General features: G+C 69.4%; 26 protein-coding genes. 12 read left to right on the forward strand and 14 right to left on the reverse strand.

The genetic code is table 11. The features are described 5' to 3' along the window. Nucleotides 1-134: 134 nt before the first annotated feature. Entirely contained in the window at nt 135-1,535 is a 1,401-nt protein-coding gene (lpdA, locus tag SNOV_RS16410; RefSeq protein WP_013168078.1) for a dihydrolipoyl dehydrogenase, read from the forward strand. A 205-nt stretch (nt 1,536-1,740) separates the two neighbouring features. Here lpdA and SNOV_RS24275 read toward each other — a convergent pair whose 3' ends face one another. The 3 genes from SNOV_RS24275 to SNOV_RS16420 form a co-directional block, all read right to left on the reverse strand. Next, nucleotides 1,741-1,869: a hypothetical protein gene (locus SNOV_RS24275; RefSeq protein ID WP_013168080.1), complete on the reverse strand. Its 129-nt coding sequence runs from the start codon at nt 1,867-1,869 to the stop codon at nt 1,741-1,743. Nucleotides 1,870-1,981: 112 nt separating this feature from the next. Continuing rightward, entirely contained in the window at nt 1,982-2,398 is a 417-nt protein-coding gene (locus tag SNOV_RS16415) for a VOC family protein (RefSeq protein WP_187291154.1), read from the reverse strand. 63 nt (nt 2,399-2,461) lie between these two features. Then, nucleotides 2,462-3,448 (reverse strand): tyrosine recombinase XerC, encoded by a 987-nt coding sequence (locus SNOV_RS16420; protein ID WP_013168082.1) that lies wholly within the window; start codon nt 3,446-3,448, stop codon nt 2,462-2,464. Nucleotides 3,449-3,532: 84 nt separating this feature from the next. On the opposite strand from SNOV_RS16420, the gene SNOV_RS16425 reads away from it, so the two are divergent. Next, nucleotides 3,533-5,722, forward strand: coding sequence for a primosomal protein N' (locus SNOV_RS16425; protein ID WP_013168083.1), 2,190 nt, complete (start codon nt 3,533-3,535; stop codon nt 5,720-5,722). A gap of 256 nt (nt 5,723-5,978) precedes the next feature. Here SNOV_RS16425 and SNOV_RS23870 read toward each other — a convergent pair whose 3' ends face one another. After that, nucleotides 5,979-6,497 carry a collagen-like triple helix repeat-containing protein gene (locus tag SNOV_RS23870; protein ID WP_013168084.1) on the reverse strand — a complete coding sequence of 173 codons (519 nt, stop codon included), beginning with the start codon at nt 6,495-6,497 and terminating at the stop codon, nt 5,979-5,981. A gap of 270 nt (nt 6,498-6,767) precedes the next feature. Between SNOV_RS23870 and SNOV_RS23875 the strand changes: the two genes are divergently transcribed. From SNOV_RS23875 to SNOV_RS16450, 4 genes are all read left to right on the forward strand, one after another. Continuing rightward, complete coding sequence (locus SNOV_RS23875; protein WP_013168085.1) at nt 6,768-6,923, forward strand: DUF5993 family protein; 156 nt, start codon at nt 6,768-6,770, stop codon at nt 6,921-6,923. A gap of 8 nt (nt 6,924-6,931) precedes the next feature. Beyond that, nucleotides 6,932-7,531 (forward strand): disulfide bond formation protein B, encoded by a 600-nt coding sequence (locus tag SNOV_RS16440; RefSeq protein ID WP_013168086.1) that lies wholly within the window; start codon nt 6,932-6,934, stop codon nt 7,529-7,531. Nucleotides 7,532-7,739: 208 nt separating this feature from the next. After that, on the forward strand, nt 7,740-8,036 hold the full coding sequence (locus tag SNOV_RS16445; protein WP_013168087.1) for a hypothetical protein: 297 nt from the start codon (nt 7,740-7,742) through the stop codon (nt 8,034-8,036). Nucleotides 8,037-8,042: 6 nt separating this feature from the next. Further along, nucleotides 8,043-8,987, forward strand: a complete 945-nt coding sequence (locus SNOV_RS16450) for an AEC family transporter (RefSeq protein ID WP_013168088.1) — start codon at nt 8,043-8,045, stop codon at nt 8,985-8,987. A 127-nt stretch (nt 8,988-9,114) separates the two neighbouring features. Here the strand turns inward: SNOV_RS16450 and SNOV_RS16455 are convergent, their stop codons facing one another. The 8 genes from SNOV_RS16455 to sdhC all read right to left on the reverse strand — a co-directional run bounded on the left by SNOV_RS16455 (nt 9,115) and on the right by sdhC (nt 16,443). Next, nucleotides 9,115-10,359 carry a glycerophosphodiester phosphodiesterase family protein gene (locus SNOV_RS16455; RefSeq protein ID WP_013168089.1) on the reverse strand — a complete coding sequence of 415 codons (1,245 nt, stop codon included), beginning with the start codon at nt 10,357-10,359 and terminating at the stop codon, nt 9,115-9,117. 126 nt (nt 10,360-10,485) lie between these two features. Next, a complete protein-coding gene (locus SNOV_RS16460) occupies nt 10,486-11,199 on the reverse strand; it encodes a spermidine synthase (RefSeq protein WP_013168090.1) in 714 nt (237 codons plus the stop codon). A gap of 83 nt (nt 11,200-11,282) precedes the next feature. Next, a complete protein-coding gene (gene gluQRS / locus SNOV_RS16465; RefSeq protein WP_013168091.1) occupies nt 11,283-12,146 on the reverse strand; it encodes a tRNA glutamyl-Q(34) synthetase GluQRS in 864 nt (287 codons plus the stop codon). 346 nt (nt 12,147-12,492) lie between these two features. Then, a complete protein-coding gene (locus tag SNOV_RS16470) occupies nt 12,493-13,275 on the reverse strand; it encodes a succinate dehydrogenase iron-sulfur subunit (RefSeq protein ID WP_013168092.1) in 783 nt (260 codons plus the stop codon). A 7-nt stretch (nt 13,276-13,282) separates the two neighbouring features. Continuing rightward, nucleotides 13,283-13,756 carry a hypothetical protein gene (locus SNOV_RS23595; protein ID WP_144296014.1) on the reverse strand — a complete coding sequence of 158 codons (474 nt, stop codon included), beginning with the start codon at nt 13,754-13,756 and terminating at the stop codon, nt 13,283-13,285. A 10-nt stretch (nt 13,757-13,766) separates the two neighbouring features. Continuing rightward, nucleotides 13,767-15,632 carry a succinate dehydrogenase flavoprotein subunit gene (sdhA, locus tag SNOV_RS16475; protein ID WP_013168093.1) on the reverse strand — a complete coding sequence of 622 codons (1,866 nt, stop codon included), beginning with the start codon at nt 15,630-15,632 and terminating at the stop codon, nt 13,767-13,769. A 4-nt stretch (nt 15,633-15,636) separates the two neighbouring features. Further along, the gene (sdhD, locus tag SNOV_RS16480; RefSeq protein ID WP_013168094.1) at nt 15,637-16,047 is read right to left on the reverse strand and encodes a succinate dehydrogenase, hydrophobic membrane anchor protein; all 411 of its coding nucleotides are present in this window, start codon (nt 16,045-16,047) and stop codon (nt 15,637-15,639) included. A gap of 3 nt (nt 16,048-16,050) precedes the next feature. Continuing rightward, nucleotides 16,051-16,443 (reverse strand): succinate dehydrogenase, cytochrome b556 subunit, encoded by a 393-nt coding sequence (gene sdhC / locus SNOV_RS16485; protein ID WP_013168095.1) that lies wholly within the window; start codon nt 16,441-16,443, stop codon nt 16,051-16,053. 353 nt (nt 16,444-16,796) lie between these two features. Here sdhC and SNOV_RS16490 point away from each other — a divergent pair, with 353 nt between their 5' ends. The 4 genes from SNOV_RS16490 (at nt 16,797) to SNOV_RS16505 (ending at nt 21,877) form a co-directional block, all read left to right on the forward strand. Next, entirely contained in the window at nt 16,797-18,164 is a 1,368-nt protein-coding gene (locus SNOV_RS16490; RefSeq protein ID WP_244412779.1) for a CE1 family esterase, read from the forward strand. Between the two features lie 318 nt (nt 18,165-18,482). Beyond that, entirely contained in the window at nt 18,483-20,423 is a 1,941-nt protein-coding gene (locus tag SNOV_RS16495) for a M23 family metallopeptidase (RefSeq protein WP_013168097.1), read from the forward strand. Between the two features lie 13 nt (nt 20,424-20,436). Next, a complete protein-coding gene (locus SNOV_RS16500; RefSeq protein ID WP_013168098.1) occupies nt 20,437-21,096 on the forward strand; it encodes an alpha/beta hydrolase in 660 nt (219 codons plus the stop codon). A 223-nt stretch (nt 21,097-21,319) separates the two neighbouring features. Next, nucleotides 21,320-21,877: an HNH endonuclease gene (locus SNOV_RS16505; protein WP_013168099.1), complete on the forward strand. Its 558-nt coding sequence runs from the start codon at nt 21,320-21,322 to the stop codon at nt 21,875-21,877. Nucleotides 21,878-22,007: 130 nt separating this feature from the next. Here the strand turns inward: SNOV_RS16505 and SNOV_RS16510 are convergent, their stop codons facing one another. Next, on the reverse strand, nt 22,008-22,538 hold the full coding sequence (locus tag SNOV_RS16510; RefSeq protein WP_013168100.1) for a disulfide bond formation protein B: 531 nt from the start codon (nt 22,536-22,538) through the stop codon (nt 22,008-22,010). A 242-nt stretch (nt 22,539-22,780) separates the two neighbouring features. After that, a complete protein-coding gene (locus SNOV_RS16515) occupies nt 22,781-23,617 on the reverse strand; it encodes an alpha/beta hydrolase (protein ID WP_013168101.1) in 837 nt (278 codons plus the stop codon). Nucleotides 23,618-23,764: 147 nt separating this feature from the next. Between SNOV_RS16515 and SNOV_RS16520 the strand changes: the two genes are divergently transcribed. Then, entirely contained in the window at nt 23,765-24,820 is a 1,056-nt protein-coding gene (locus SNOV_RS16520; RefSeq protein ID WP_013168102.1) for a FecCD family ABC transporter permease, read from the forward strand. After that, nucleotides 24,820-25,602 (forward strand): ABC transporter ATP-binding protein, encoded by a 783-nt coding sequence (locus tag SNOV_RS16525; RefSeq protein ID WP_013168103.1) that lies wholly within the window; start codon nt 24,820-24,822, stop codon nt 25,600-25,602. Before SNOV_RS16520 ends, SNOV_RS16525 begins: the two co-directional genes overlap by 1 nt. Nucleotides 25,603-25,712 lie beyond the last annotated feature (110 nt).

A 25,712-nucleotide genomic window follows, 5' to 3' on the forward strand; every position in this document is an offset into this window, starting at 1 on the left:
TGACTTCCGGTCATGGGGTGTGTAGTTTCCGGCGCGTTCGAGCGGCTCACCCGCCTGCACCCGCGCCTTGAAAACGCTCGCGCAGGGGTCCCCCGCAGGCACTTTCCCAGCAGGCAATCCACGAGAAGATGAGCATGTCCTACGACCTGATCGTCATCGGCACCGGCCCCGGCGGCTATGTGTGCGCCATCCGCGCCTCCCAGCTCGGCCTCAAGGTCGCGGTGGTCGAGAAGCGCGCCACCTTCGGCGGCACCTGCCTGAACATCGGCTGCATCCCGTCCAAGGCGCTGCTGCACGCCTCGCACCTGTTCGACGAGGCCGGCCACCGCTTCGCCGAGATGGGCATCGGGGTGGGCGCGCCGACGCTCGACCACAAGGCGTTTCTGGGCTTCAAGGACAAGGCGGTGGACGGCAACACCAAGGGTGTCGCCTTCCTCATGAAGAAGAACAAGATCGACACCTATCACGGCACCGCCTCGATCCCCGCGCCCGGCAAGGTCGACGTCGCCATGGCGGACGGGTCGCAGCAGACGCTGGAGACCAAGGCGATCGTCATCGCCACCGGCTCGGACGTGGCCAAGCTGCCGGGCATCGAGATCGACGAGACGCGCATCGTCTCGTCCACCGGCGCCATCGCGCTGGAAAAGGTGCCGGGCAAGCTGCTCGTGGTGGGCGCCGGCGTGATCGGGCTGGAGTTAGGGAGCGTGTGGCGGCGCCTCGGCGCCGAGGTCACCGTGGTCGAATATCTCGACCGCATCCTGCCGGGCATGGACCTCGACGTGGCGAAGTCCTTCCAGCGCATCCTCGAAAAGCAGGGCATCGCCTTCAAGCTCGGCTCGAAGGTCACCGGCGTCGACAGCAAGGGCAAGACGCTCAAGGCGTCCGTCGAGCCCGCCGCCGGTGGCGCTGCCGAGACGCTGGAAGCCGACGTCGTCCTCGTCGCCATCGGCCGCGTGCCCTACACCGAAGGGCTGGGGCTGGAAGCGCTGGGCGTCGAGAAGGACAAGCGCGGCCGCGTCGTCACCGACCATTACTACCGTACCAACGTGCCCGGCATCTTCGCCATCGGCGACGCCATTGCCGGCCCGATGCTCGCCCACAAGGCCGAGGACGAGGGCGTGGCGCTGGCAGAGCTGCTGGCCGGACAGGCCGGCCATGTGAATTACGACGTGATCCCGGCGGTCGTTTACACCTCGCCGGAAGTCGCCTCGGTCGGCAAGACCGAGGAGGAGCTGAAGGAAGCCGGCGTCGCCTACAAGGTCGGCAAGTTCCCCTTCCTCGCCAATGGCCGCGCCAAGGCGAACGACGAGACCGACGGCTTCGTGAAGATCCTTGCGGATGCGACGACGGACAAGGTGCTGGGCGCCCACATCATCGGCGTCGAGGCCGGCGAGATGATCCACGAATGCGCCGTGCTGATGGAGTTCGGCGGCTCGTCCGAGGACCTCGCCCGCACCTGCCACGCCCACCCGACCCGCTCCGAGGCGGTGAAGGAAGCGGCGATGGCGGTGGAGAAGCGTGCCATCCACATGTGAGGCGGGCGCGCCGAAACGAACCATCCTTCGAGGCCCGGCGATGCCGGGCACCTCAGGATGACGTTGCTCCCTTGAGGCATCTCGTCATGCTGAGGTGCGAGCGCAGCGAGCCTCGAAGCACGCAGGCCCGTAGCCAAACACAAAACGGCCCGGAGTCGCCTCCGGGCCGTGTCATGTTCAGGGGGAAGAACCTGGCGGCCCGCCGTCAGGAGCCCTTGCTGTCGGTCTGCACGGGCTTCGCCGCGGCATGACCCTGCGAACAATCGGCGAAGGCGGCGCTGGAGATCGCGCCGGTGAATGCGAGCGCGCAGAAGACGAGGACGATACGCTTCATCGAATGCCTCCTCTGGAGTGGTCCCGGTGAGGCAAGTCTTGCCCAGCTTACCCAAGGTGAAAAGCCCGCCGCCGGTCCCGGAGTGCCGCAATGGTAGGCATTTCGGCCGGTCTCACGCATCCGTGTAGGTGAGCGCCTCGATCTTCCAGCCGTCGGGATCGAACAGGAAGGCGGCATAGTACCCCTCGCCATAATGCGGCCGGAGCCCCGGCGCCCCCTCGTCGCGCCCGCCCGTGGCGATGCCGGCGGCGTGGAAGGCGTCGACCGCCTTGCGCGAAGGCGCCATGAAGCAGAGATGGAAGCCGGGCACCGGCGCGATCCTGTCGGCCCGGTGCTGGATCCAGAACGGTGCCGCGCCGGGCGTGCCCTCCGGCGAGGGTGCCTCGCCCGGCGGTCCCCAGCAGGCCGATTCCCCCTCCGGCTCGGGATGCGCCCACACCCGCACGAAGCCCAGCGGCGCCAGCACCGCGTCGTAGAAGGCGAGCGAGCGCCGATAGTCCGAAACGCCGATCGACATGTGCTCGATCATCGGCTGGATGGGCTTCATCACGTCCCCCTTGTCACCGCGCCCGCGGATGCGCCGCGCCTGTCCCTAGCGGGCGCGCGGATGCGCCGCGCGCCAGGCGGCCATCAGCGCCGCCGAATCCACCGCCGCATAGATCTGCGTGGTGGAAAGCGAGGCGTGGCCGAGAAGTTCCTGGATCGAGCGCAGGTCGCCGCCGCGCCCGAGCAGATGGGTGGCGAAGGAATGGCGCAGCGCGTGCGGCGTGGCGCTGTCCGGCAGGCCGAGCCCGCCGCGCATGCGCTCCACCGCCAGTTGCACGATGCGCGGCGAGAGCGGCCCGCCCTTGGCGCCGCGGAACAGCGAGCTCGAAGGCTCCAACTCGTAGGGGCAGGCGCAGACATAGGCGTCGACCATCTCCGCGACCTGCCGCAGCACCGGTACCATGCGGGTCTTGCCGCCCTTGCCGTGGACGACGATCTGGTCGCCGCGCCCGGGCTCGGGCATGTCGCGGCGCATCAGCCCCAGCGCCTCGGAGATGCGCAGGCCCGAGCCGTAGAGCAGTGCGATCACCGCCGCGTCGCGCATCAGCACCCAGGGCTCGCGCTCCTCGCCCGCGCGGGTGGCGGGGTCCGCCATGGCGCGGGCATCCGCCGGCGAGAGCGGGCGCGGCAAAGTGCGGGCAATGCGGGGCGCGCGCACGGCGGTGAGCGCGCCGACCTTGCCCAGCCCCTCGCGTTCCATGTGCCGGCCGAAGGAACGGGCGGCGGCGAGGAAGCGCATCTGCGTGCGGGCCTCGATGCCCTCCGCGCGGCGGGCGGCGATCACCGCCCGTACCTCGCGCGGCGAAAGGTTCGCGAGATCGGCGATCTCCGGCTGCCGGCCGATCTGGCGGGCGAGCAGGCCGAGGAAGATCGACATGTCGCGGGCATAGGCCTCGCGGGTCTTGGGCGAGAGCCGGCGCTCATGGCCGAGCCGGGCCAGCCAGCCCTTCAGCGCGACGGCCACGTCCGGCGCCGCGCCGGCGAGCAGCGCTATCTCCGCCCGCGCCGCCTTCTGCGCATCGGTGCTGGCCATGTTCCTGCCTCGGCTTCGTCTTGACAGCCCTGCTAGATTGGCCGCCCTAGCCCTTCCCGAGCCTTAACGAGTCTAGCCGATTCCATGTCCCTCTTCCCGCCGCGCGAGAGTGTCGTCGACGTGCTGCTGCCCGTGGCGGTCGGCTCGGCCTATTCCTATCGCGTGCCGGAGGGCATGGAGGTGGCGCCCGGCGACATCGTCGTGGTGCCGCTCGGGCCGCGTATGATGCTCGGCTGCGTCTGGCCGCCGGCGGAGAACCCGAAGCCGGTGGATCCCGCCAAGCTCAAGCCGATCCACCGCAAATATGATGTCGCGTCGCTCTCGCCGGCGATGCTCGCCTTCATCCGCTGGATCGCCGACTACACGGTGACGCCGCCGGGCATGGTGCTGCGCCTCGCGCTGCGCCATGACGAGAGCGCCGGCATTTCCCGCGAGCGCACCGGCGTGCGCCTCACCGACCAGCGCCCGCAGCGCCGCACCGCTGCCCGCGAGCGGGTGATCGAGGCGCTGGCCGACGGCTTCGTCCGCTCCAAAACGGATGCGGCCCGCGAGGCCGGCGTCTCCCCTTCCGTGGTCGACGGGCTGGTGGACGACGGCGTGCTGGAGACGGTCGTGCTGCCGCCCGAGCCCGCCGCCGAGAGGCCCGACCCCGACCATTCCGCGCCCGAGCTGCTGCCGGCGCAGCGCGACGCCGCCGATCGCCTCGTCGAGGCGGTGAAGGCCCGCGCCTTCCGCCCCTATCTCATCGATGGCGTCACCGGCTCCGGCAAGACCGAGACCTATTTCGAGGCGGTGGCGGAGACGATCCGGCAGGGACGGCAGGTGCTGATCCTGATGCCGGAAATCGCCCTCACTCAGGCCTTCCTCGACCGCTTCGCCCGCCGCTTCGGCGTCAAGCCGGCGGAGTGGCATTCCGCGGTCGGCACCAAGCGGCGCGGGCGCGTCTTCAAGGGCGTGTCCTCCGGCGAGGTGAGCGTGGTCGCCGGCGCGCGCTCGGCGCTGTTCCTGCCCTTCCGCGACCTCGGCCTCGTCATCGTCGACGAGGAGCACGACAGCGCCTACAAGCAGGAGGACGGCGTCCACTACCACGCCCGCGACATGGCGGTGGTGCGGGCGCGGCTGGAGGAGGCGCCGGTCGTCCTCGTCTCGGCGACGCCCTCCATCGAGACCGAGGTGAACGCAAGGCGCGGGCGCTACAGCCGCCTGCATCTGCCCGAGCGCTTCGCCGGCACCAAGGTCCCGCGGCTCGAGCCCATCGACCTGCGCAAGGAAGGCCCGCCGCGCGGCCAGTGGATCGCCCCCCGCCTCGCCGCGGAGATGGAGCGCACCATCGAGGCAGGCGGGCAGGCGCTCTTGTTCCTCAACCGCCGCGGCTATGCCCCGCTGACGCTCTGCCGCGCCTGCGGCCACCGCATACGCTGCCCGTCCTGCTCGAGCTGGCTGGTCGAGCACCGCTTCCGCCGCCGGCTCGAATGCCACCAATGTGGCTATGCCACGCCGGTGCCGAACGAATGCCCGAACTGCCATGAGCCCAATTCGCTCATCCCCTGCGGCCCCGGCGTCGAGCGGCTGCATGAGGAGGTGGCGAAGCTCATGCCGAACGCCCGGCTTCAGGTGCTCTCCAGCGACCTCGCCGGCGGGGTGGAGCGGCTGCGCGCCGAACTCAAGGCGATCGAGGATGGCGCGGTCGACGTCATCGTCGGCACCCAGCTCGTCGCCAAGGGCCATAATTTCCCCGGCCTCGCCCTGGTCGGCGTCATCGATGCCGATGTCGGGCTGGGCCATGGCGATCCGCGCGCGGCCGAGCGCACCTTCCAGCTCCTGCACCAGGTCGCCGGCCGCGCCGGTCGGCACGAGAAGGAGGGCCGGGCCTTCCTCCAGACCTACATGCCCGAGCATCCGGTGATGCAGGCGCTGGTCGCCGGCGACCGCGACGCCTTCTATGACCGCGAGATCGGGGTGCGCGAGGAGGCGCATCTGCCACCCTTCGCCCGCTTCTGCGCGCTCATCGTCTCGGGAACGGACGCACATGCCGCGCAGGCGCATGCCCGCGCGCTGGCGGCGTGCTCGCCGTTGTCGAACGAGGTGCGCGTGCTCGGCCCGGCGGAAGCCCCGCTGGCGCTGGTGCGCGGGCGCCACCGCTACCGCCTGCTGGCCCGCTCGGACCGCGGCTTCGACCTCTCCAACTATGTCCGCGCCTGGATGGCCGGCGCCCCGCGCGCGACGGGCAATCTGCGGGTCGAGATCGACATCGACCCGCAGAGCTTCTTGTAGCGGCGGCCCTTGTTGCATGTCAGACGGCGCGCTGAAGCGCCGCCTCGACTTGGAAGCTCGTCATGGCCGGGCTTGGCCCGGCCATCCACGCCTTCGGTTCGTCTCGGCGCGCCCGGCAAGTCGTGGATCCCCGGGCCAAGCCCGGGGATGACGGTCATCCAGGGACCCGGGCTACGGACCTCCCAAGTTGAAGGCAACCGCGAAACGAAACGGCCGGGACCTGCGCCCCGGCCGTCGCGTCGGCATCAGGCCACGCTCACTTCCTGGCGCAGATCAGCACCATCAGCGGGGCGCGGGAGGCGTCGGCGGGCTTGGGCGCGAAGCGCACCTCGCGCTCGCTGAGGATGATGGTCTCGCCCTCATGCGGCGCCAGATAGGCGTTCACCACCGCTTCGTCCGGCTCGCAGGTCAGGCGGCAGCCTTCCGGCGAGAAGCACTCGCGGCGGGTATAGACGCGCACGGCGCCGGGCGCCTCGGCCGCCCGGCCGGCTTCGCCGGCCTCGCCCTTCGCGCCGGCAGCACCCGCGACACCGGCGGGGCCGGGTGGGCCCGCAGGACCGGCAGGGCCAGCCGGACCGGCGACGCCGGCTTCACCCTTGGCGCCGGCAGGACCGGCAGGACCCGCGGGGCCGGCCGGGCCAGCGGGGCCCGCAGGACCGGCGGCGCCGGTTTCACCCTTCGGACCGGCGGGACCGGCAGGGCCGGGAGTCGGTTCGCCGCACGAGGCGACGAGCAGCGCGGAGGCGAGCGCGAGGCTCACATAAAGCAATCTCATCGGTTCTTCCCCAGACTGGATGACGGCATCTTCTTGGCCGTGGTCACCGGCCGATCCTCGGCCGCCCGGCAAAGGGAAGCCTGACGCCGGGCGCACGCAGCGTCAATCGAAATACCCGCGCCGGACGACGCCCGCGCGACGATCCGCGCGCGCGCCGCCACGGGGAGTCGCGCAGGGTTCGCCGCAACGCGTCATGACTTTGCGGCAGGCGCGGACTTAAGCTCCGGCGGCGGTATCGGGCACCCGTCCGTCGCCCATTGGTGATCCCTCATGATGAGCCTCCCCTTCTTCGGCCTCCTTGTCGCCCTCGCCTTCACCGGCACGGGCCATCGCGGCCTCGCCGTGCTGTTCTGGCTGCTCTCGATCGCCGTGCTGCTGGCGCTGTTCCGCCTGCATGCCACCGATCCGCTCGACATCGTGCTGTGAGGCCGGCGATGGACACGCAAGCCCCGCGCGGCTTCCTCACCCCCGAGCTCTCGCGCACGCTCAACGCGCTCGGCCTCCTCGCCATCGGCGTGGTGCTGCTCTTCGCCTTCTATGACCAGTTGGTCGGCGGCGAGCTGCCCTGCCCCTTATGCATCCTGCAGCGCGCCGGCTTCGTCGGCGTCGGGCTCGGCCTCGCGCTCAACCTGCGCTTCGGGCCGCGGCCGAGCCATTATGCCATCGCCATCCTCTCGGCCATGGCGGGCGGGGTGATCTCGACGCGGCAGGTGCTGCTGCACATCGTGCCGGGCAGCGGCACCTTCGGCGCCGACTTCCTGGGCCTGCATTTCTACAGCTGGGCGCTGGTGCTGTTCATCGTCATCGCCGCCGGCTGTGCCGTGCTGCTGCTGTTCGACCGGCAATTCGCGCCGGGCACCGCCCGATACAGGCTCGGCGGACTCGCGCTCGCCGCCTTCGCGCTGATCGCGCTGCTGGCGCTCGGCAACGGCGTCTCGACGGTTCTGGAATGCGCCGGCGGCCTCTGCCCGGACAATCCGACGACCTATCAGCTGCTGGAGGAAGCGCCCGACGCGCCGCCATCGACGCCCTGACCGGCGAAGCGAACAAGGCGCGGTTCCCGGCCATTGACGCCGCGCGAGCACGCGCCTAGCTTGCCGGCCATGAAGATGGTCACGAGCGAGAGCGGGCGCAAAGACACGTTTCTGCGCCCCGGGCTGCGAATTCGTCGCCCGGCCGACAGGTTCGGCCGGGATTTCTGACGCGCGCCTTCCCCAATACTCTCGTCATCGGACGCTAGCCATGACCGCCGGCCTTTTCCGCCATCGCCTCGTCGTCGAGGCCGATGCCCATCCCAATCTCATGCTCCGCCTGCTCGAACCCTTCGCCGTCAACGACGTTCAGCCGACCCGCATCCGGCTCGACGGCCCGGCCGACGGGCGCGCGGACATCCTCAATCCCGGCGACATGCGGGCGGAGATCGCCTTTCTTGCCACCCACGAGCTCGCCGAGCGCCTGTGGGCGCGTATCGACGTGATGGTGCCGGTGCGCACCTCCCACCTCGTCTCGAGCGCCCTGACCGAAGAAGCGGCGGCCTAAGCCGTCATGCTGGCCCAGCTCGGCGCCATCGCGCTCGTCGTGGCGCCGGTCTTTGGGCTGATCGGCATCGGCTTCCTCGCCTCGCTCTCCGGCCATTTGCGCGAGCGCGCCGCCGAGGGCCTGTCCGAATACGTGTTCGGGCTGGCCGTGCCGGTGCTGATCTTCAAGACGCTGGCCGAGGCGGCGCTGCCGCAGGAGGGCCAGCCCTGGGGCTACTGGGTCGCCTATTTCACCGGCGCCTTCATCGTCTTCGCCATCGGCATGGTGACGGCGCAGCGCGTCTTCGGCCGCAACCACGCCGAGGCGGTGATCCAGGGCTTCGCCTCCGGCCAGGCCAATACGGTGTTCGTCGGCGTGCCGCTGATCCTGCAGGCCTTCGGGCCGCAGGGCGCGGTGCCGCTGTTCCTGCTCATCGCGGTCCACCTGCCGGTGATGATGGTGGTGGCGACCGTGCTGGCCGAAGGCGCCGCCGCCGGCATTTCCGTCGCCACCTTCAAGCGGCTCGGGCGGATGCTGGCCTTCAACCCGATCCTGCTCGGCATCTATGCCGGCGCCATCGCCAAGGTGGTCGGCTATGTGCCGACCGGCGTGCTGGACCAGACGGTCGACATGCTCGCGGCCTCCGGCGTGCCCTGCGCGCTGGTCTCGCTCGGCCTCGCTTTGCACCGCTACCCGATCCGCGGCGACCTCGGCCCCGCCGTCGTCATCACCACGCTCAAGCTGGTGGTGCACCCGCTCATCGTCTACGCCCTGACGCGGGTGCTGCCCATGCCGCCGGTGTGGGCGGACGTGGCGGTGGTGTTCGCCGCCATGCCCTGCGGCATCAACGCCTATCTGCTGGCCCAGCGCCACCGGACCGGCGTCACCGCCTCGGCCAGCGCCGTGTCGCTGTCGACCGCCGCCAGCCTGTTCACCATCACGGCGTGGTTCCTGATCCTCGGGGTGAACTGAGGCGATTCACCTGCGTCGCGGCGTCATGCCCGGGCTTGGCCCGGGCATCCACGACTTGGGCCCGGCGCGACGCAGAAGACGTGGATGGCCGGGCCAAGCCCGGCCATGACAGTCCTCTTGCTCCCCCTCAATCCAGCTTCATGCAGTTGGCGTAGAAGGTCGTGGTCGCCGGCCAGTCGGAGAACACGCCGATGACGCCGATCTGCTTCGCCAGCACGTCGAGCAGGGCCAGCGTGTCGCCGTCGCGGTCGGTGATCGACTTGATCGACTGGTAGTAATAGCCGCCGCCCGAGGTCAGCGGGCCGGAACGCTCCAGCGACCAGGCGATCAGGCCGAGCCCGGCCTTCTTCGCCTCCTGCGCATAGACGGAGGGGACGATCTTGCCGTCCTTCGCGGTGACCAGCATCCACAGCGGCGGGGCGAGAATCTTCACCCCCTTGTCGGCCAGCTCCTGCATGGAGGGCTTCCAGGTCTCCGGCTTCATGTTGTCGAACGCCTTGTCCTCCTCGTCGCGGCCGTCGAGGAACACCGCCTGCGCGCCGAAGGCCGGCTCGGCCTTGAGCCAATACTCGACATCGCCGAGATGGAAGGACTGGGGATAGACGTCCTTCGGGTCGACGCCGGCTTCCTTGTATTCGTTGATCAGCTGCTGGGCGTAATCTTCCTGCGTGTAGCGGCCCTCGAAGGGCATCGGCACTTCCGGGCCCTTCAGCTCGGGGGTGAACTTCAGCCCCAGCGACTTGACCAGCTCGATATATTCCTTGTGCGTCACCAGCGTCGCGCGGTCGACATAGAGGTCGGTGCGCCAGCTCGGCGTGCCGTTCATGTAGCCCTCGACCGTGGTGGCGTTGGTGTCGGCGCCGTCCATCTTCGGGTGCAGCGACTTGAACTCGGCCAGCGTCAGGTCGCTGGTGCAGCACTTGGCGCTGGCCTTGCGGCCCGTCGCCGGATCGGCCGGCTCGAAGCCCCTGGAGCATTTCGACGCCAGCTCCGGCCGGGCGAGGATGTCGGTGGTGGTGTGGAGGTCGCACTGGGCGTGGCGGCACACGAGCTGCAGGTCCTTGGTGAAGGCGATGTCGCATTCCATCACGCCGGCGCCCATGCGCGCAGCGGCGACATAGCCCTCGCGCGTGTGCTCGGGGAACTGCAGCGGCGCGCCGCGATGCGAGATCGAGAAATTCTTCGTCGAGAACGGGCCCTTGCACTGCGCAAGCTGCTGCTTGAGCGGGCCGTCCTCCATCTGATCGACGAGATAGAAGGGCCGCGGGCCGAGCTCGGCGGGGCCGCCCGGTGCCTGCGCGGCGGCGCTGCCGGCGAGGGCAAGGGAGACGCCGAGCGAAGCGGCGAGAAGGGCGATGGCGGGGGTCTTCATCGGGGGCTCCGTCCTGCGGCGGCTGGGAAAACGTGCGCCATGGCTAGCCGTTCCCGGTGACACGGATGTTACGCGCAGTAGAGAGGTATTCGGCTACGCGTCAGGCGCGCGCCGGAAGGAATGGCGTCAGTTGCGCGGCCGCGCCGGTGCGGGATCGCGGCCGCCGGCGGCCTTGGCGGCGATCCAGATCACATGCCGCGCTCCGCCGCCCTTGCCGTTGGCGCGGACCCGCGCCTCCTCCACGGTGAACCCGGCCCGGCGAAGGCGGGCGGTGAAATCGCGGTCCGGCCCGGACGACCACACGGCGAGAACGCCGCCGGGACGCAGCGCCGCGCGGGCGGCGCGCAGGCCGCTCGCGTCATAGAGCCCGTCATTGGCGGCGCGCATCAGCCCGCCGGGGCCGTTGTCGACGTCGAGCAGGATCGCGTCATAGGCCGCCCCGCCGGTGCGGATCAGGTCGCCGACATCGCCCTCGAACAGGCTGACGCGCGGATCGGTCAGGCTGGTCCCGAAGATGCCCGCCATTGGCCCGCGCGCCCAGGCGACGACAGCCGGGACCAGCTCCGCGACGACGATCTCCGCCTCAGGCCCGGTCTCGGCCAGCGCCGCGCGCAGCGTGAAGCCCATGCCGAGCCCGCCGATCAGCAGGCGCGGCCTGGCGACCGGCCCGAGCCGAGCGCAGGCCAGCGCGGCCAGCGCCTTCTCGGAGCCGCTGAGGCGGCTGTTCATCAGCTCGATGGCGCCGGACATGATGGAGAATTCTTCGCCGCGCCGCATCAGGCGCAGCTCGCCGAAGCCGTCGGGCACTTTCGCCGTATCGAGTAGGGACCAGGGAATCATCGGCCACTCGTATCGCCGTTCGCCGGGCCGGAACAAGAGGCCTCGCGCGCAGGCGCCTGCCCGAGACCGCACGACCGGCACGGCTAGAGCCCGGCCAACCGGCGAACCTCCTCCGGCGTCGCGCCGTTGGCGCGTAGGTCCTGCAGGCTCTGCGAGCCGAGCGACTTGGAGAGCTTGCGCCCGTCGGCGTCGGTGAGCAGCGCGTGATGGGTGTAGAGCGGCGCCGGCAGGCCGAGCAGCGCCTGGATCACCCGGTGTACCGAGGTCGCAGCCTTCAGATCAGCGCCGCGCACCACATGGGTGACGCCCTGCAGCGCGTCGTCGACCACGACGGCGAGGTGGTAGCTGGTCGGCACCTCCTTGCGCGCGATCACCACGTCGCCCCAGGCGGGCGGATCGGCGGCGACGGTCTCCCCAATGGGCTCCGGCCAGCCGATCTCCCGCCAGCTCAGCGGACCGGCGAGCGCCGCCGCCTTCGCCATGTCGAGCCGCAGCGCATAGGGCTCGCCCGCCTGCATCCGGCGGGCACGCTCCTCCTCGCTCATCGCCGTGCGCGGGAAGGGGAAGAGCGGCGCGCCGTCCGGGTCGCGCGGCCAGCCGGCCTCCTCCTCGACGGCGCGGCGGATATCGGCGCGGCTTTCGAAGCTGGCATAGACCACGTCCAGCGCGGCGAGCTTTTCCAGCGCGGCGCGATAATCCGCCATGTGCTCGGACTGCCGGCGCACCGGCTCTTCCCACGCGATTCCGAGCCAGCTCAGGTCGGAATAGATAGCCGCCTCATATTCCGGGCGGCAGCGCGTGGCGTCGATGTCCTCGATGCGCAGCAGCAGGCGGCCGCCGGCGCGGCGCGCCATCTCGAGATTGATCAGCGCCGAGCGCGCATGGCCGAGATGCAGCAGGCCGTTCGGGCTGGGGGCGAAGCGGAAGACGGGGCGGGAATCGGACATGGAAGGAGAAGACACGGGTGGGTCGACGACGTCCATCCGTCATGCTGAGGTGCCGGCCGGAACGGCCGGCCTCGAAGCACGCAGGCGAGAGCGACACGGACCGTCTGCGTCCTTCGAGGCTCGCTGCCGCTCGCACCTCAGGATGACGGGGTTTGCTCTGCTGTAGGAACGGCATCCGTCTTCAGAGCCCGACCCGTAACTCCACTTCCCTCATCCCCGGGCTTGACCCGGGGACCCAGCCTTTCCACCCCACCGGGTGCACCCGGTCACTAGGTGGCCGGGTCAAGCCCGGCCATGAGGGCGAGAGGATGGCACTCGCGAGGTCAGGCAGCCGTAACCCCGCCCCTCAGAACTGCCGCGCCACCATCAACTTCTTGATCTCGGCGATCGCCTTGGCCGGGTTCAGGCCCTTCGGGCAGGCCTTGGCGCAGTTCATGATGGTGTGGCAGCGATAGAGCCGGAACGGGTCTTCGAGATCATCCAGGCGGTCGCCGGTGGCTTCGTCGCGGCTGTCGATCAGCCAGCGATAGGCCTGCAAAAGCGCCGCCGGGCCGAGATAGCGGTCGCCGTTCCACCAGTAGCTCGGGCAGGAAGTCGAGCAGCAGGCGCACAGGATGCACTCATACAGCCCGTCGAGCTTCTCGCGGTCGCCGCGCGCCTGCCGCCACTCCTTCTCGGGCGCCGGCGTCTCGGTGTGCAGCCAGGGCTCGATGGAGGCGTGCTGGGCGTAGAACTGCGTCATGTCCGGCACCAGATCCTTCACCACCGGCATGTGCGGCAGCGGGTAGATCTTCACCGCCGAGGCGTCCACGTCGTCCATGCTCTTGAGGCAGGCGAGCGTGTTGGTGCCGTCGATGTTCATGGCGCAGGAGCCGCAGATGCCCTCGCGGCAGGAGCGGCGGAAGGTCAGGGTCGGGTCGACCTTGTTCTTGATCCAGATGAGCCCGTCCAGCACCATCGGGCCACAGTCGTCGCGGTCGACATAATAGGTGTCGACGCTCGGGTTCTTCCCGTCGTCCGGGTTCCAGCGGTAGATCTTGTACTCGGTCAGCCGGTTGGCGCCGGTGGGCTTGGGCCACACCTTGCCTTCGGTGATCTGCGAGTTCTTCGGCAGGGTCAGCTGGACCATTTTAGAATTAACCTATCGCTCTGACTTGGTCGTCGACTTCTCTTATTTTACTATTAAGTTCATTTATCTCAGAAATCAGATTTCTTGCTATTTCTGCAATCTCTTTCTTATCCCCGGTGAGCATGAGGGTGAAAAATATGGCATTAAATCCACCCCTAATGCCGCCCTTCATCGAGGCCACCTCTCTCAGCTTCACAACCATTTCGATACTCAGGCCCAAATTGGTTGCGACTGATTTCGAAGTTAAGAAATTGATCTCTTTTTGAATCTCGTCTTCATTCTTTATGTAGGGAGCAGCTTCAATTATTATCTTCCTAGGATCTTCTTCAGCCGCCAGTCTCTCTAGAAGAGCCAGTAATTCATCAGGATAGAAATAAATAATTCTAAGTGCTCTTGCTACATGCCTGCGCTCTGCCGGATCTAAAAAGTTAATTGCTTTAATAATCTGCCCAAATATAGAGCCTACTGTTTCAGGCCCCAATTTCGCCTCCTCAATACACCCGCTTGCGCGGCTCGATGTACTGGATGTCGTTCGACAGCGTGTAGGTGTGCACCGGCCGGTCGTCGAGGCGCACGCTGCGCTTGTCGAAGTCGACGAAGGCCAGCGTGTGCTTCATCCAGTTGGCGTCGTCGCGCTCGGGATAGTCCTCGCGCGCATGGGCGCCGCGGCTCTCGGTGCGGGCCGCCGCGCCTTCCATGGTGACGGTGGCAAGGCCGATCAGGTTGTCGTATTCGAGCGTCTCGATGAGGTCGGAGTTCCACACCAGCGAGCGGTCGGTGACGTCGATGTCGTCGGTGCCGGCGAACACCTCGGCGATCAGCTTGCGGCCCTCCTCCAGCACCTCGCCGGTGCGGTAGACCGCGCAATTGTTCTGCATCACCTTCTGCATCTGCAGGCGCAGCTCCGCGGTCGGCGTGCCGCCATCCGCATTGCGGAAGCGGTCGAGCCGGGAGATGGCGGCATCGGCCGAATCGGCCGGCAGCTCGCGCTGCTTCTCGCCGGAGGTGAGCAGCTCGGCGCAGCGCAGCGCCGCCGCGCGGCCGAACACCACGAGGTCGGTCAGCGAGTTCGAACCGAGCCGGTTGGCGCCGTGCACGGAGACGCAGGCGCATTCGCCCACCGCCATCAGGCCGGGCACCACATGGTCGGCATTGCCGCCCTTCTTGGTCAGCACCTCGCCGTGGAAGTTCGTGGGGATGCCGCCCATGTTGTAGTGCACGGTCGGCAGCACCGGGATCGGCTCCTTGGTCAGGTCGACGCCGGCGAAGATGCGCGCGCTCTCGGAGATGCCGGGCAGGCGCTCATGCAGCACCGCCGGATCGAGATGATCGAGGTGCAGGTAGATGTGGTCCTTGTTCTTGCCCACGCCCCGGCCCTCGCGGATCTCCATGGTCATGGAGCGCGAGACAACGTCGCGGGAAGCAAGGTCCTTGGCCGAGGGGGCATAGCGCTCCATGAAGCGCTCGCCCTCGGAATTGGTGAGGTAGCCGCCCTCGCCGCGCGCGCCCTCGGTGATCAGGCAGCCCGCGCCGTATATCCCCGTGGGGTGGAACTGCACGAACTCCATGTCCTGCAGCGGCAGGCCGGCGCGCAGCACCATGGCGTTGCCGTCGCCGGTGCAGGTGTGGGCGCTCGTTGCGGAGAAATAGGCCCGGCCATAGCCGCCGGTGGCGAGGATCACCATCTGCGCGCGGAAGCGGTGCAGCGTGCCGTCGTCCATCTTCAGCGCGACGATGCCGCGGCAGCGCCCGTCCTCGTCCATGATCAGGTCGAGGGCGAAATACTCGATGAAGAATTCGGCCGAGTGCTTCAGCGCCGCGCCGTAGAGCGTGTGCAGGATGGCGTGGCCGGTGCGGTCGGCCGCGGCGCAGGTGCGCTGCGCGGTGCCCTTGCCGTAGTCGGTGGTCATGCCGCCGAAGGGGCGCTGATAGATCTTGCCTTCCTCGGTGCGCGAGAACGGCACGCCCCAGTGCTCGAGCTCGTAGACCGCGGCGGGGGCCTGGCGCACGAGATATTCGATCGCGTCCTGGTCGCCGAGCCAGTCGGAGCCCTTCACCGTGTCGTACATGTGGAAGCGCCAGTCGTCCCGGCTCATATTGCCGAGCGAGGCGGCGATGCCACCCTGCGCCGCCACCGTGTGCGAACGGGTGGGGAAGACCTTGGTCACGCAGGCGGTGCGCAATCCCGCCTCGGAGCAGCCGACCACGGCACGAAGCCCCGCGCCGCCGGCGCCCACCACCACGACGTCGTAGGAATGGTCGGTGATCGGATAGGCCGCGCCGTTGAAGCCGGGGGCCGCACCGTTGGCGTGACCCGCCCCGTTGGAAGCGCCATTGGCGGAGATGGTCTCGGCCATCGGTTCAGCCTCCGAAACTGATCTTGAGGATGGCGAACGCCCCGGCGAAGCCAACCGCTGTCGTGAAGAAGGTATTGGCGATCAGCGCGAGCACCTTCACGCCCTCGGCATGGACGTAGTCCTCGATGACCACCTGCATGCCGATGCGCATGTGCATGCAGACGGAGAGCAGCAGCAGCAGCAGCACGATGGCGACCAGCGGGTTGCCGAGCGTCGCCACCACCCCCGCATGGCCCTCGCCGGCGACGGCGATGACGATCGGCAGGGCGATGATGACGAGGATCAGGTTGGATAGCGCGGTGACGCGCTGCAGCCAGAAATGGCCGGTGCCCGAGCGCGCCGAGCCGAGGCCGGCGACGCGCCGGCGCGGGGTGCGCATGGAAGCGGACGAGCCGGAGCCGGAAGCGGTACTCATCGTTCAGCCCTTCACCAGCCAGATGATGATCCACAGAAGGACGGTCAAGCCGATCGAGCCGCCTATGGTGGCCCTGGCCATCCATTCGCGCGCCTGCGGGCCGAAGCCGGCGCCGGTGTCCCAGATGAAGTGGCGTATGCCGCCGAGCGCGTGGTGGATCAGCGCCCATGAGTAGCCGACCAGCACGAGAAGGCCGATCCAGCTGCCATAGAGCCCGTTCACCGTGTCGAAGGCGGCGGGCGAACTCGCCGCGGCGACCAGCCAGATGACGAGCAGAAGCGTGCCGAAATAAAGCGCCACGCCGGTGATGCGGTGCACGATGGACATCATCATCGTGAGCATCGGGCGGTAGATTTGCAGATGCGGGGAAAGGGGCCGCTCGGCCGCTCCTGCCATGTCCGTGTCCCGGGCTTTTCTCAGTGCTTATATCTGTGTGCGTAGCGGAAACGATTGCAGTTCGCAATCATTCCAAAGGCGCGCTCTATCGATTCCTCCCGCGGCGCCAACTCTTCCGGTTGCGCCGCAACAACCCCACCCTAGCGCCGGCGGCTGGCCCGCGCATCCCCCCTTCCGGCGGTATCCCGGCGCGCGCCTCAAACCCCAGCACGGCCGAGCGCTCACCAGCCATTAACCATCTCTGCCTTTTAATTGACGGAAATCCGCGTTCTGTACGGGTTTCCGCGCAAACCCGACGAGTTGAGGTTGCGTAGCTTATGCGTTTCGCGAAACCCAGCGTCCTGATTGGCGCAATGTTGCTGGCCGCCGCCGTGCTGCCGCCGGCTCTCCCGCTCCTCGCCACCCCGGCCTCGGCCCAGGCGGTCAACACCGAGCGGACCGTCGTGTCGGGCGGGCTCCGGCGCGAATACATCCTGCACGTCCCGCGCAACGCCCCGCCGGGGCCGAAGCCGCTGGTGATCGCGCTGCACGGCGCCTTGCAGCCGGCCGGCATGATGCAGCGCTATCTGGACCTCGACCAGGTGGCCGACCGCGAGGGCTTCGTCGTTGCCTATCCCAAGGGCATGAACCTTTTGTGGAACGACGGGCGCAGCTCCATCGCCGGCTTCATCCCGCTGCTGCACCGGCGCGACGACGCCCGCTTCGTCATCGACGTGATGGACAGGCTGGTCGCCGACGGCATCGCCGACCGCTCGCGCTCCTATCTGATGGGCTTCTCCAATGGCGGCTTCCTCACCGCCTTCGTCGCCTGCCGCTATGCCGACCGCTTCGCCGCCTTCGCCACCATGATGATGACGGTGCCGGTCGGCTACCAGCAGTCCTGCAAGCCGTCGAAGCCGGTGCCGATCCTCTTGATGAACGGCACCTACGATCCCATCGTGCCGATGTTCGGCCGGCCGACGCCCGGCGCGCAGCTCATGTCGGCCGGCTCCACCGCCTCGCTCTTCGCCCGGCTCGACGGCTGCAAGGCGCCCGAGCAGGTCAGCGCGCCGAACGCCCGCATCTGGCGCTGGAAGCGTTGCGCCCCGGGCGGCGAGGTCGCCTATTACGAGATCGCCGGCGGCCACCAGCCGCCCTCGAGCTCCACCGGCGTGACCGACGCGCTCGCCAGCGTGCTGCTCGGCCCGCGCCGCAGCGGGCTCGACGCGCCCGAGGAGATTTGGTCCTTCTTCAAGCGTTATGGCGGGCCGCGTCCGGGCCAGCCGATGGAGGCCGAGCCGCAGATCGCGGCCGCCGGCGCGCCAGCCCCTGCCGGCTCGCCTGCCGCTTCCGCCGCGCTCGCCGAGGGGCCCGCGCTTGCCATGGTGCCGCTGCCGCCGCCGCGTCCGGCGATCGACGCCAAGCCAAGCGCAGCTCAGCCGATCGTAGCCCAGGCGGTGACCGCCCAACCAACCGTCACCAAGCCGATCCTGTCCCACCCGGATTCGGCCGCCACGGCCTGGCAGGGCATCGCTCCCACCGACGCGCAGCCGGCGGCCACGACGGTCGCGGTGGCGCAGGAGCCGCTCCCCGAAGCGCAGATTCCCGCCCTGCACCGGCCGATGGTGGCCGGCGCGACGATGCCGCTTCAGACCGGCTCCTTCGTGCCGGCGGACGCCTCGGCCTCGGCCGCGACCCAGCTGGCGGCGGCGCCGCGGCCGCCCCGCGCGCCGGTGCGCTAGCAGGCCGCCAGCGTGCAATAGACCTCCACGGCGGCGGCGGAAAAAACCGCGCCGCCATGCTTTTGCCGTCACACCGGGCTTTACATCGCGGTCCCGTGAGGATCGAGCGATTCGATTTTTGCGCGGGTTGACGGCATTAGTCCGGGACGGCATCGTCGCGGCCTCGCCCTTCCGGGGGTATTGCCGAACCATTGTGTCGTTGCGTCCGCCCCGGCGGGCGCCAAGCCGTACAGTGCGCCCGGGGCCGAACGTCGGCCGCTTCCGGACGTGGGGGAACGTGGGGAACGCTTTTTGGAGACAAGGCGCGGACCTGCCGGCATGAGGCGCTCCCATGTCGCGGCGTTCGACCTCGGCGACGAGCCCCCGCTTGGCGTCGACGGCGATGCCGAGGAGCCCATCAACCGGCGCCGTATCTCGATCCGCTGGCTCATGGCCACGCTGCTCACCGGCATTTGCGGCGCGGCCCTGATGGGCGGCGCGGTCTATGCCGCGCTCGACGGCGAGTACCGTTTCGCCCAGACCCCGGAGACGGTGCGCTCGGCCCTGCGCGGCGCGCTGGCCGCCGGCGAGCGCCCCTCCAACGTCGCCCGCAAGGGCGACCGCATGTCGATCCTCTCCGAGAGCTTCAGCGCCAAGCAGACGCTGCGCCTCTCCACCACGGCGAAGGAGGGCGACCGCGAGGTCATCCGCGTGCGCGCCGTCACCAAGGTCGCCACCAACCTTGCCCAGTCGGTCACCTCCGCCTCGGTCGACGTGCCGCGCTTCAACCCGGCCAAGCTGATCGCCGAATCCTCCGTCGACGAGGATGCCGACGCCCAGGCCGAGCCAACCGGCGAGCTCACCATCGTCATGCGCGACCTCGCCAGCCTGCCGCCGAGCACCAAGTTCGCGGCCGAGCTGCCGATGGAAGACGTGCTGATGAAGGTGCGCGAGACCGCCGAGTTCAGCATGCCGACCGCCGACGCCCGCGCCCCGGCCTTCGCCGGCATCGGCGGCGTGATGGCCTATGCGCCGGCCGGCGCCGCCGACCCGCTGAACGGCGCGCTGCAGCAGCCCGAGAACGTCTCCTCGATCGACAAGTCGGCCGAGGACGCTTCCGGCGGCAATGACTGGTCCGAGCGCACCGTCGTCGCCAAGTCGGGCGACACCATCGCCTCCATCCTCATGGATCTCGGCGTCGCCGAAGTCTCCGCCCGCGCCGCCTCGACCGCCTTCGCCTCGCGCGAATTGCAGGGCGCGCTCACGCCCGGCCTGCGGCTGAAGGTGCTGCTCGACAATGCCGGCGGCGGCGTGGTGCCGCTGCGCGTGGCGGTGTTCGGCGACAGCGGCAACCAGGGCACGGTGGCGCTGTCCGACATCGGCAAGTTCCTGCCCGTGCAGGAGCCCGCCGACATGCAGGTCGCCGACGTGACGCCCGAGGACGGCGACGACGAAGGCAACGGGCGCATCACGCTCTATGACAGCATCTGGGAGACCGCGCTGCGCCACGAGGTGCCGCGCCCCGTGATCGAGAACATGATCCGGGTCTATTCCTTCGACGTCGACTTCCAGCGCCGGGTGCGCGCGGGCGACAGCTTCGAGGTGCTCTACGAGCCCGACGAGGCGGGCGGCGCCGGCGGCGTCCTCTATGCCGGGCTGACCGTCGGCGGCGAGGAGCGGCGCTATTACCGCTACCAGACGCCCGACGACGGGCTGATCGACTTCTATGACGACGACGGCAAGAGCGCGAAGAAGTTCCTGGTGCGCAAGCCGATCTCCGCCGGCCAGCTTCGTTCGGGCTTCGGCATGCGCCGCCACCCGATCCTCGGCTATTCGCGCCTGCATTCCGGCGTCGACTGGGCCGACCGCACGGGCACGCCGATCTACGCCGCCGGCAACGGCACCATCAAGAAGGCCGCCTGGACCTCCGGTTATGGCCGCCGCATCGAGATCCAGCACGCCAACGGCTACGTCACCACCTATTCGCACCAGTCCGGCTTCGCCAAGGGCATCCGTGAAGGCATGCGCGTGCGGCAGGGCCAGCTGATCGGCTATATCGGCTCGACCGGCCTCTCCACCGGCGCACATCTGCACTATGAGGTGCTGGTGAACGGGCGCTTCGTCGACCCGATGCGCATCCGCCTGCCGCGCGGCCGGGCGCTCGACGGGCGCATCCTCGCCGGCTTCGAGGACGAGCGCGAGCGCGTCGACCAGCTCCTGAACCACAACGCCCCCGCCAAGGTCGCCGCCGGCGCCGCCGCCCTGCGCGACACCAACTGATGCGGGCCTGACCATGCTCGATGACCCGCGCCTCGCCCCCCGCTCGGGCAACAAGGCGACCTCGCTCGTCGTGCTGCTGCACGGCTACGGCGCCGACGGGCGCGACCTGATCGACCTCGGCGAGTACTGGGCGCCGCTGCTGCCCGACGCCGCCTTCGCCTCCCCGCACGCACCCGAGCCGCTGGCCATCGCGCCCGTCGGCCGGCAGTGGTTCGGCTACACCGAGCGCGACGACCGCGAGCGCTGGATCGGCGTGCAGAGCGCCAACGCCGCGCTCGACGGCTTCCTCGACGCCGAGCTCGCGCGGCTGGACCTGCCGGGCGGACGGCTCGCTCTGGTCGGCTTCAGCCAGGGCACGATGATGGCGCTGCACACCGGGCTGCGCCGCAAGGTGGCGCCCGCCGGCATCGTCGGCTTCTCCGGCATCCATGTGCTGCCGCCCGCGGCCGGCATCGACGCCTTCGACGCCGAGATCACCAGCCGCCCGCCGATCCTGCTGATCCATGGCGACGCGGATGCCGTGGTGGCGCCGGACTACCTGCCGCGCGCGGTGGAGAGCCTGCAGGCGCGGGGCATGAATGTGCGCGCCCACATGACCCGCGGCCTCGGCCACGGCATCGACCGGACCGGCCTGACGCTGGCCGGCAATTTCCTGCAGGAAGTGCTCGACTGACCGGCTGGGACGGTCTTGCGCAGCCTCCGAATGGATGCAGGCGCTTCACAAGATTGACACGCTAAATATAGAGTATCGCGGTGCGTCGCGCGGCGCCGAGTCGCTGGCACGACGCCCCTGAGCATGTTCCGCAGAAATCGGACGGCTTCTGCGACGAGAACATGCTCCGGCTTTGCAACGGGAGCCGTTTCCGCTGGGAAATGGCTCCGGCAGGGAGCGAGTGTTGACGGCGACATTGTCACCGGGTGCCTGGCCTGCCCTTGTGCTCAACGCCGATTTCAGGCCGCTGAGCTATTACCCCTTGTCGGTCTGGTCCTGGCAGGATGCGATCAAGGCGGTGTTCCTCGACCGGGTGAACATCGTCGAATATTACGAGCGGCAGGTCTCCAGCGCGACCTTCCAGATGCGCCTGCCGAGCGTCGTCTCGCTGAAGACCTTCATCCGCCCCGCCCGCCAGCCGGCCTTCACCCGCTTCAACGTCTTCCTGCGCGACCGCTTCACCTGCCAGTATTGCGACGCGCGCGAAGAGCTGACCTTCGACCACGTCATCCCGCGCTCGCGCGGCGGCCAGACCACCTGGGAGAACGTCGTCGCCGCCTGCTCGCCCTGCAATCTGCGCAAGGGCGGGCTGATGCCGGCGGAGGCACACATGATCCCGCGTCAGCGCCCGTTCCAGCCGACCGTGTTCGACCTGCACCAGAACGGCCGTCACTTCCCGCCGAACTACCTGCACGACAGCTGGGTCGACTATCTCTACTGGGACACCGAGCTGGATCCGTGAGGCGCTTCCTCCCTCTCCCCGTGGGGGAGAGGGTTGGGGTGAGGGGCCTTTTGCGGCTCCGCGATCGTGTCACCCCTCACCCGCCGCTACGCGGCGACCTCTCCCCGTCGGGGAGAGGTGAAGGTGTCGCTCAATCCCGAGCGGCGGCGCCCCACATCGCCACCACCGTCAACGCGCTGCCGATGAAGGCGTTGTAGCCGGCGAGCGACAGGCCGAAGAGCCGCCACGGCGCCTCGTCGCAGCGCACCACGCGGGCTTGTTGCAATCCTTCGAGCAGATTGCCGCCGCCCACCACCGGCCCGGTGCCCGAGCAGGTGGCCGGCCCGGCCCAGAAGCCCCATTCGACGCCGGCGTGGTAGACCGCGAGGAAGGCGGAAAGCGCCATCAGCGCCCCGGCGAGCCCGAGCGCCACGCGCGCCAGCCCGGCCTTGCCGCCCACCACGCAGACGATGGCGATGAGCGCGATCGGCACGCCGACATAATAGGGAACGCGCTGCTCCAGGCAGAGCGGGCACGGCGCAAGGCCGACCACCAGCTGGAAATACCACGCGCCCGCCAGCGCGCCGGCGGCACCGATGGCGACGATGAGCGCGGCGGTGATCTGGCGCGAGCGCACGGCGGGGCTCAAGGTCGCGCGAGGGGCGGGGGACGTGTGGGTCATGCAGGCACCGGATCGTGAGTGTCGCGCTACAACTAGCCCGTCGCTCGGCCCGCGCAAATGGGGCCGAACATCACGTCTCAATCACGCTCATGCGATTTCGCGAGATGGAGGCGTCTGCGTGCTTCGAGGCTCGGGCGCTGCCCGAGCGCCTCAGCATGAGGAACCTTGGTTGAATCTCCCGGGACCACCTCATCCTGAGGTGCGAGCGGAGCGAGCCTCGAAGGATGCGCGCTGCGCGCAACCTAATCCGCCAGCGCGAAGCGCAGCGCCCGCGCCATCGCCGCCGGCAGGATGGAGGCATGGTCCTCGCCCGGCATGACCTCGAAATGGACCCGCGCGCCCGGCCACGCCGTCCGCACCCGGTCGGAGAAGCCACGCGCCCGGTCGACCATCGCCCGCCGCGCGCGGCGGGCCGCCATCTCCGCCGCCTCCGGCCGCGCTGCCTGCCAGGGCGAGAGCGCCTGCTCCCACTCCCCGACCATGATCGCCAGCCGCCGCCCGGCGCCGTCCGCCCGCTCCAGCCCCTCGACGAGCCGCGCCTCGTCCCACCAGATGGACGGGCTGACCGCGACATGGGTGCGGAAGCTGCCGGGATCGCGCGCCATCGCGTCGAGCACGAACCAGCCCGCCAGCGAATGGCCGAACAGGGTCTGGTTCGCCGCATCGACTGGCACCTCCCGCGCGATGCGAGGCTTGAGCGTGTGCTCGATGAAGGCGAGGAAGGCGTCGCGCCCGCCGGTCGCCCGCTCGTCGCGCCCTGCCCCTTCGGCGCCCGGCCCGGCGGTGTAGTCGAAGGTGCGCCGCGCGCGATGATCCTCGCCCTCGGGATAGCCGATGCCGACGATCACCGAAGGCGCGATGCCGGTCGCCTGCGGCCGCACCGCGCCGCGCCGCATCACCTCGACGAAGGTGGAAAATCCCGCATTGGCATCGAGCATGGTGACGACCGGAAAGCCGCCCGGCGGCGGCTCGCCCTGCGGCCGCGCGAGGAAGATGCGCCAAGGGGCGTGCGGATCGGCGCCGCGGTCCTCGGGCGCGAGGTCGAACCATTCGGCATCTGGCAGGGTGACGGGGTTCATCGGCTCGGGTCGTGCGGCGGGAGGTCAAGCACTAGCCCATGCGCGCGCGAGCGCAAGCACGGCGTTCGAAAATGGAACGACTCTAAGGAATTTCCCTCTCCTTACAGGAGCTTGACCCCTCCTCCGGGCTCATGCAGAACCCTTGCCGTGAGCGAGCTTCCCCCCCACACGCAGCAACTCTCGGCCTATGCCAGGCTGGTGCGCTGGCGCGTGCTCATCGTCGCCGGGCTCGGCGCGCTGATGCTGGTGGCGATGCTGTTCGACATCGCCACCGGGCCGTCCAACTTGGCCGTAGCCGACGTCGTCTCCGGCATCCTCTCCCCCTCCTCGCTCGACGCGCCCTCCCGCGTGATCATCTGGGAGGTGCGCCTGCCCTATGCGCTGATGGCGGTGCTGGTGGGTGCCGCGCTGGCGCTGGCCGGGGCGGAGATGCAGACCATCCTCAACAACCCGCTGGCGAGCCCGTTCACGCTCGGCGTCTCCTCCGCCGCCGCCTTCGGCGCGGCACTGGCGCTGGTGCTCGGGATGAGCCTGCCCTTCATCCCCGCCGAGTGGAACCTGCCGGCCTTCGCCTTCCTCTTCGCCTTCGCCTCCGTGCTGCTGCTTCAGGCCATGGCGCGGCTGCGCGGCACGGGGGTGGAGACGCTGGTGCTGTTCGGCATCGCGCTGGTCTTCACCTTCAACGCGCTGGTGGCGCTGGTGCAATATGTCGCCAGCCAGGAGGCGCTGCAGCAGCTCGTCTTCTGGAGCATGGGCAGCCTCGCCCGCTCCAGCTGGACCAAGCTCGGCGTGCTCGGGCTGGTGACGCTGATCGTCGTGCCGTTCTCGCTCAAAGCCTCCTGGCGGATGACGGCGCTGCGGCTCGGCGAGGACCGCGCGCGCAGCTTCGGCATCTCGGTGGCGCGGCTGCGCTTCTTCTCGCTGCTGCGGGTCAGCCTGCTCGCCGCCACCTCGGTCGCTTTTGTGGGCACCATCGGCTTCATCGGGCTGGTGGCGCCGCACATCGCCCGGCTGCTGGTCGGCGAGGACCACCGCTTCTTCCTGCCGGGCAGCATGCTGGCGGGCGCCGTCATCATGTCGCTCGCCTCGGTCGCCTCGAAGACCATCGTGCCCGGCGCGCTGCTCCCCGTGGGCATCGTCACCTCACTGATCGGCGTGCCCTTCTTCATCGCCCTCATCTTCTCCCGGCGCGAGCGGCTGTGATGGGCACGCCGAAGCTTTCCATCGAAGCGCTGTCGGTCGGCTACGGCCGGCGGAAGATCATCGAGAATCTCTCGCTTCCCGCCATTGCCGGCGGCGCGGTGACGGCGCTGATCGGGCCCAACGCCGCCGGCAAGACCACGCTGCTGCGCGCGCTCGCCGGCCTCGTCCCGGCCAAGGGATCGATCCACCTCGACGACACCGAGCTGACCTCGCTCTCGGTCGCGGGCCATGCGCGGCACGTCACCTACATGCCGCAGGCGCTGCCGCAGCGCGTGGCGCTCACCGTGTTCGAGGCGACGCTGTCGGCGCTGATGTCGGCGCGCGACGACGCCATCTCCACCGCCGAGGCGCATGAGCGCGCGCTGCACGCGCTGGACCGGCTCGGCATCGCCGACCTCGCCTTGCGCGGGCTGGATGAGCTGTCCGGCGGCCAGCGCCAGCTTGCCAGCCTCGCCCAGTCCATCGTGCGCGAGCCGACCGTGCTGCTGCTGGACGAGCCGACCAGCGCGCTCGACATCCACCATCAGCTGCGCGTCATGCAGCTCGTCGCCGAGGTGGCGCGCGAGCGCGGCATCATCGTCGTCATCGTGCTGCACGACATCGCCCAGGCCGCCCGCTACGCGCAGCGCATCGTGCTCCTGGAGCAGGGCGCGATCGCCGCAGATGGCCCGCCCGACGAGGCGATCACGCCGGCGACGCTGGCTCGGGTCTACAAGGTCGAGGCGCGCGTCGAGCGCTGCTCGCATGGAACCTTGCAGGTGATCGTAGATAGGGCGGTGTAGCTTCGCTTTGCCGTTCTCCACTGAGCCACCTCATCCTGAGGTGCCCGGCCATCGGCCGGGCCTCGAAGGATGCTCGTCCGGGGGCGCTTAAGCGAGCATCCTTCGAGGCT

It is taken from the genome of Ancylobacter novellus DSM 506, from assembly GCF_000092925.1.
Classification (GTDB): domain Bacteria; phylum Pseudomonadota; class Alphaproteobacteria; order Rhizobiales; family Xanthobacteraceae; genus Ancylobacter; species Ancylobacter novellus.

Excerpts from the sequence above, each read along its gene's own strand:
- gluQRS (WP_013168091.1), bottom strand. The coding sequence starts at position 12,146 with ATGTCCGATTCCCGCCCCGTCTTCCGCTTCGCCCCCAGCCCGAACGGC.
- SNOV_RS16415 (WP_187291154.1), bottom strand. The coding sequence starts at position 2,398 with ATGATCGAGCACATGTCGATCGGCGTTTCGGACTATCGGCGCTCGCTC.
- SNOV_RS16460 (WP_013168090.1), bottom strand. The coding sequence starts at position 11,199 with ATGATTCCCTGGTCCCTACTCGATACGGCGAAAGTGCCCGACGGCTTC.
- SNOV_RS16425 (WP_013168083.1), top strand. The coding sequence starts at position 3,533 with ATGTCCCTCTTCCCGCCGCGCGAGAGTGTCGTCGACGTGCTGCTGCCC.
- SNOV_RS16440 (WP_013168086.1), top strand. The coding sequence starts at position 6,932 with ATGGACACGCAAGCCCCGCGCGGCTTCCTCACCCCCGAGCTCTCGCGC.
- sdhD (WP_013168094.1), bottom strand. The coding sequence starts at position 16,047 with ATGAGTACCGCTTCCGGCTCCGGCTCGTCCGCTTCCATGCGCACCCCG.
- SNOV_RS16500 (WP_013168098.1), top strand. The coding sequence starts at position 20,437 with ATGCTCGATGACCCGCGCCTCGCCCCCCGCTCGGGCAACAAGGCGACC.
- SNOV_RS16510 (WP_013168100.1), bottom strand. The coding sequence starts at position 22,538 with ATGACCCACACGTCCCCCGCCCCTCGCGCGACCTTGAGCCCCGCCGTG.
- SNOV_RS16495 (WP_013168097.1), top strand. The coding sequence starts at position 18,483 with ATGAGGCGCTCCCATGTCGCGGCGTTCGACCTCGGCGACGAGCCCCCG.
- sdhA (WP_013168093.1), bottom strand. The coding sequence starts at position 15,632 with ATGGCCGAGACCATCTCCGCCAATGGCGCTTCCAACGGGGCGGGTCAC.
- SNOV_RS16515 (WP_013168101.1), bottom strand. The coding sequence starts at position 23,617 with ATGAACCCCGTCACCCTGCCAGATGCCGAATGGTTCGACCTCGCGCCC.
- SNOV_RS16470 (WP_013168092.1), bottom strand. The coding sequence starts at position 13,275 with ATGGTCCAGCTGACCCTGCCGAAGAACTCGCAGATCACCGAAGGCAAG.
- SNOV_RS24275 (WP_013168080.1), bottom strand. The coding sequence starts at position 1,869 with ATGAAGCGTATCGTCCTCGTCTTCTGCGCGCTCGCATTCACCGGCGCG.
- SNOV_RS23875 (WP_013168085.1), top strand. The coding sequence starts at position 6,768 with ATGATGAGCCTCCCCTTCTTCGGCCTCCTTGTCGCCCTCGCCTTCACC.
- SNOV_RS16450 (WP_013168088.1), top strand. The coding sequence starts at position 8,043 with ATGCTGGCCCAGCTCGGCGCCATCGCGCTCGTCGTGGCGCCGGTCTTT.
- SNOV_RS16455 (WP_013168089.1), bottom strand. The coding sequence starts at position 10,359 with ATGAAGACCCCCGCCATCGCCCTTCTCGCCGCTTCGCTCGGCGTCTCC.
- SNOV_RS16525 (WP_013168103.1), top strand. The coding sequence starts at position 24,820 with ATGGGCACGCCGAAGCTTTCCATCGAAGCGCTGTCGGTCGGCTACGGC.
- SNOV_RS16490 (WP_244412779.1), top strand. The coding sequence starts at position 16,797 with ATGTTGCTGGCCGCCGCCGTGCTGCCGCCGGCTCTCCCGCTCCTCGCC.
- sdhC (WP_013168095.1), bottom strand. The coding sequence starts at position 16,443 with ATGGCAGGAGCGGCCGAGCGGCCCCTTTCCCCGCATCTGCAAATCTAC.
- SNOV_RS23870 (WP_013168084.1), bottom strand. The coding sequence starts at position 6,497 with ATGAGATTGCTTTATGTGAGCCTCGCGCTCGCCTCCGCGCTGCTCGTC.
- SNOV_RS16445 (WP_013168087.1), top strand. The coding sequence starts at position 7,740 with ATGACCGCCGGCCTTTTCCGCCATCGCCTCGTCGTCGAGGCCGATGCC.
- lpdA (WP_013168078.1), top strand. The coding sequence starts at position 135 with ATGTCCTACGACCTGATCGTCATCGGCACCGGCCCCGGCGGCTATGTG.
- SNOV_RS16420 (WP_013168082.1), bottom strand. The coding sequence starts at position 3,448 with ATGGCCAGCACCGATGCGCAGAAGGCGGCGCGGGCGGAGATAGCGCTG.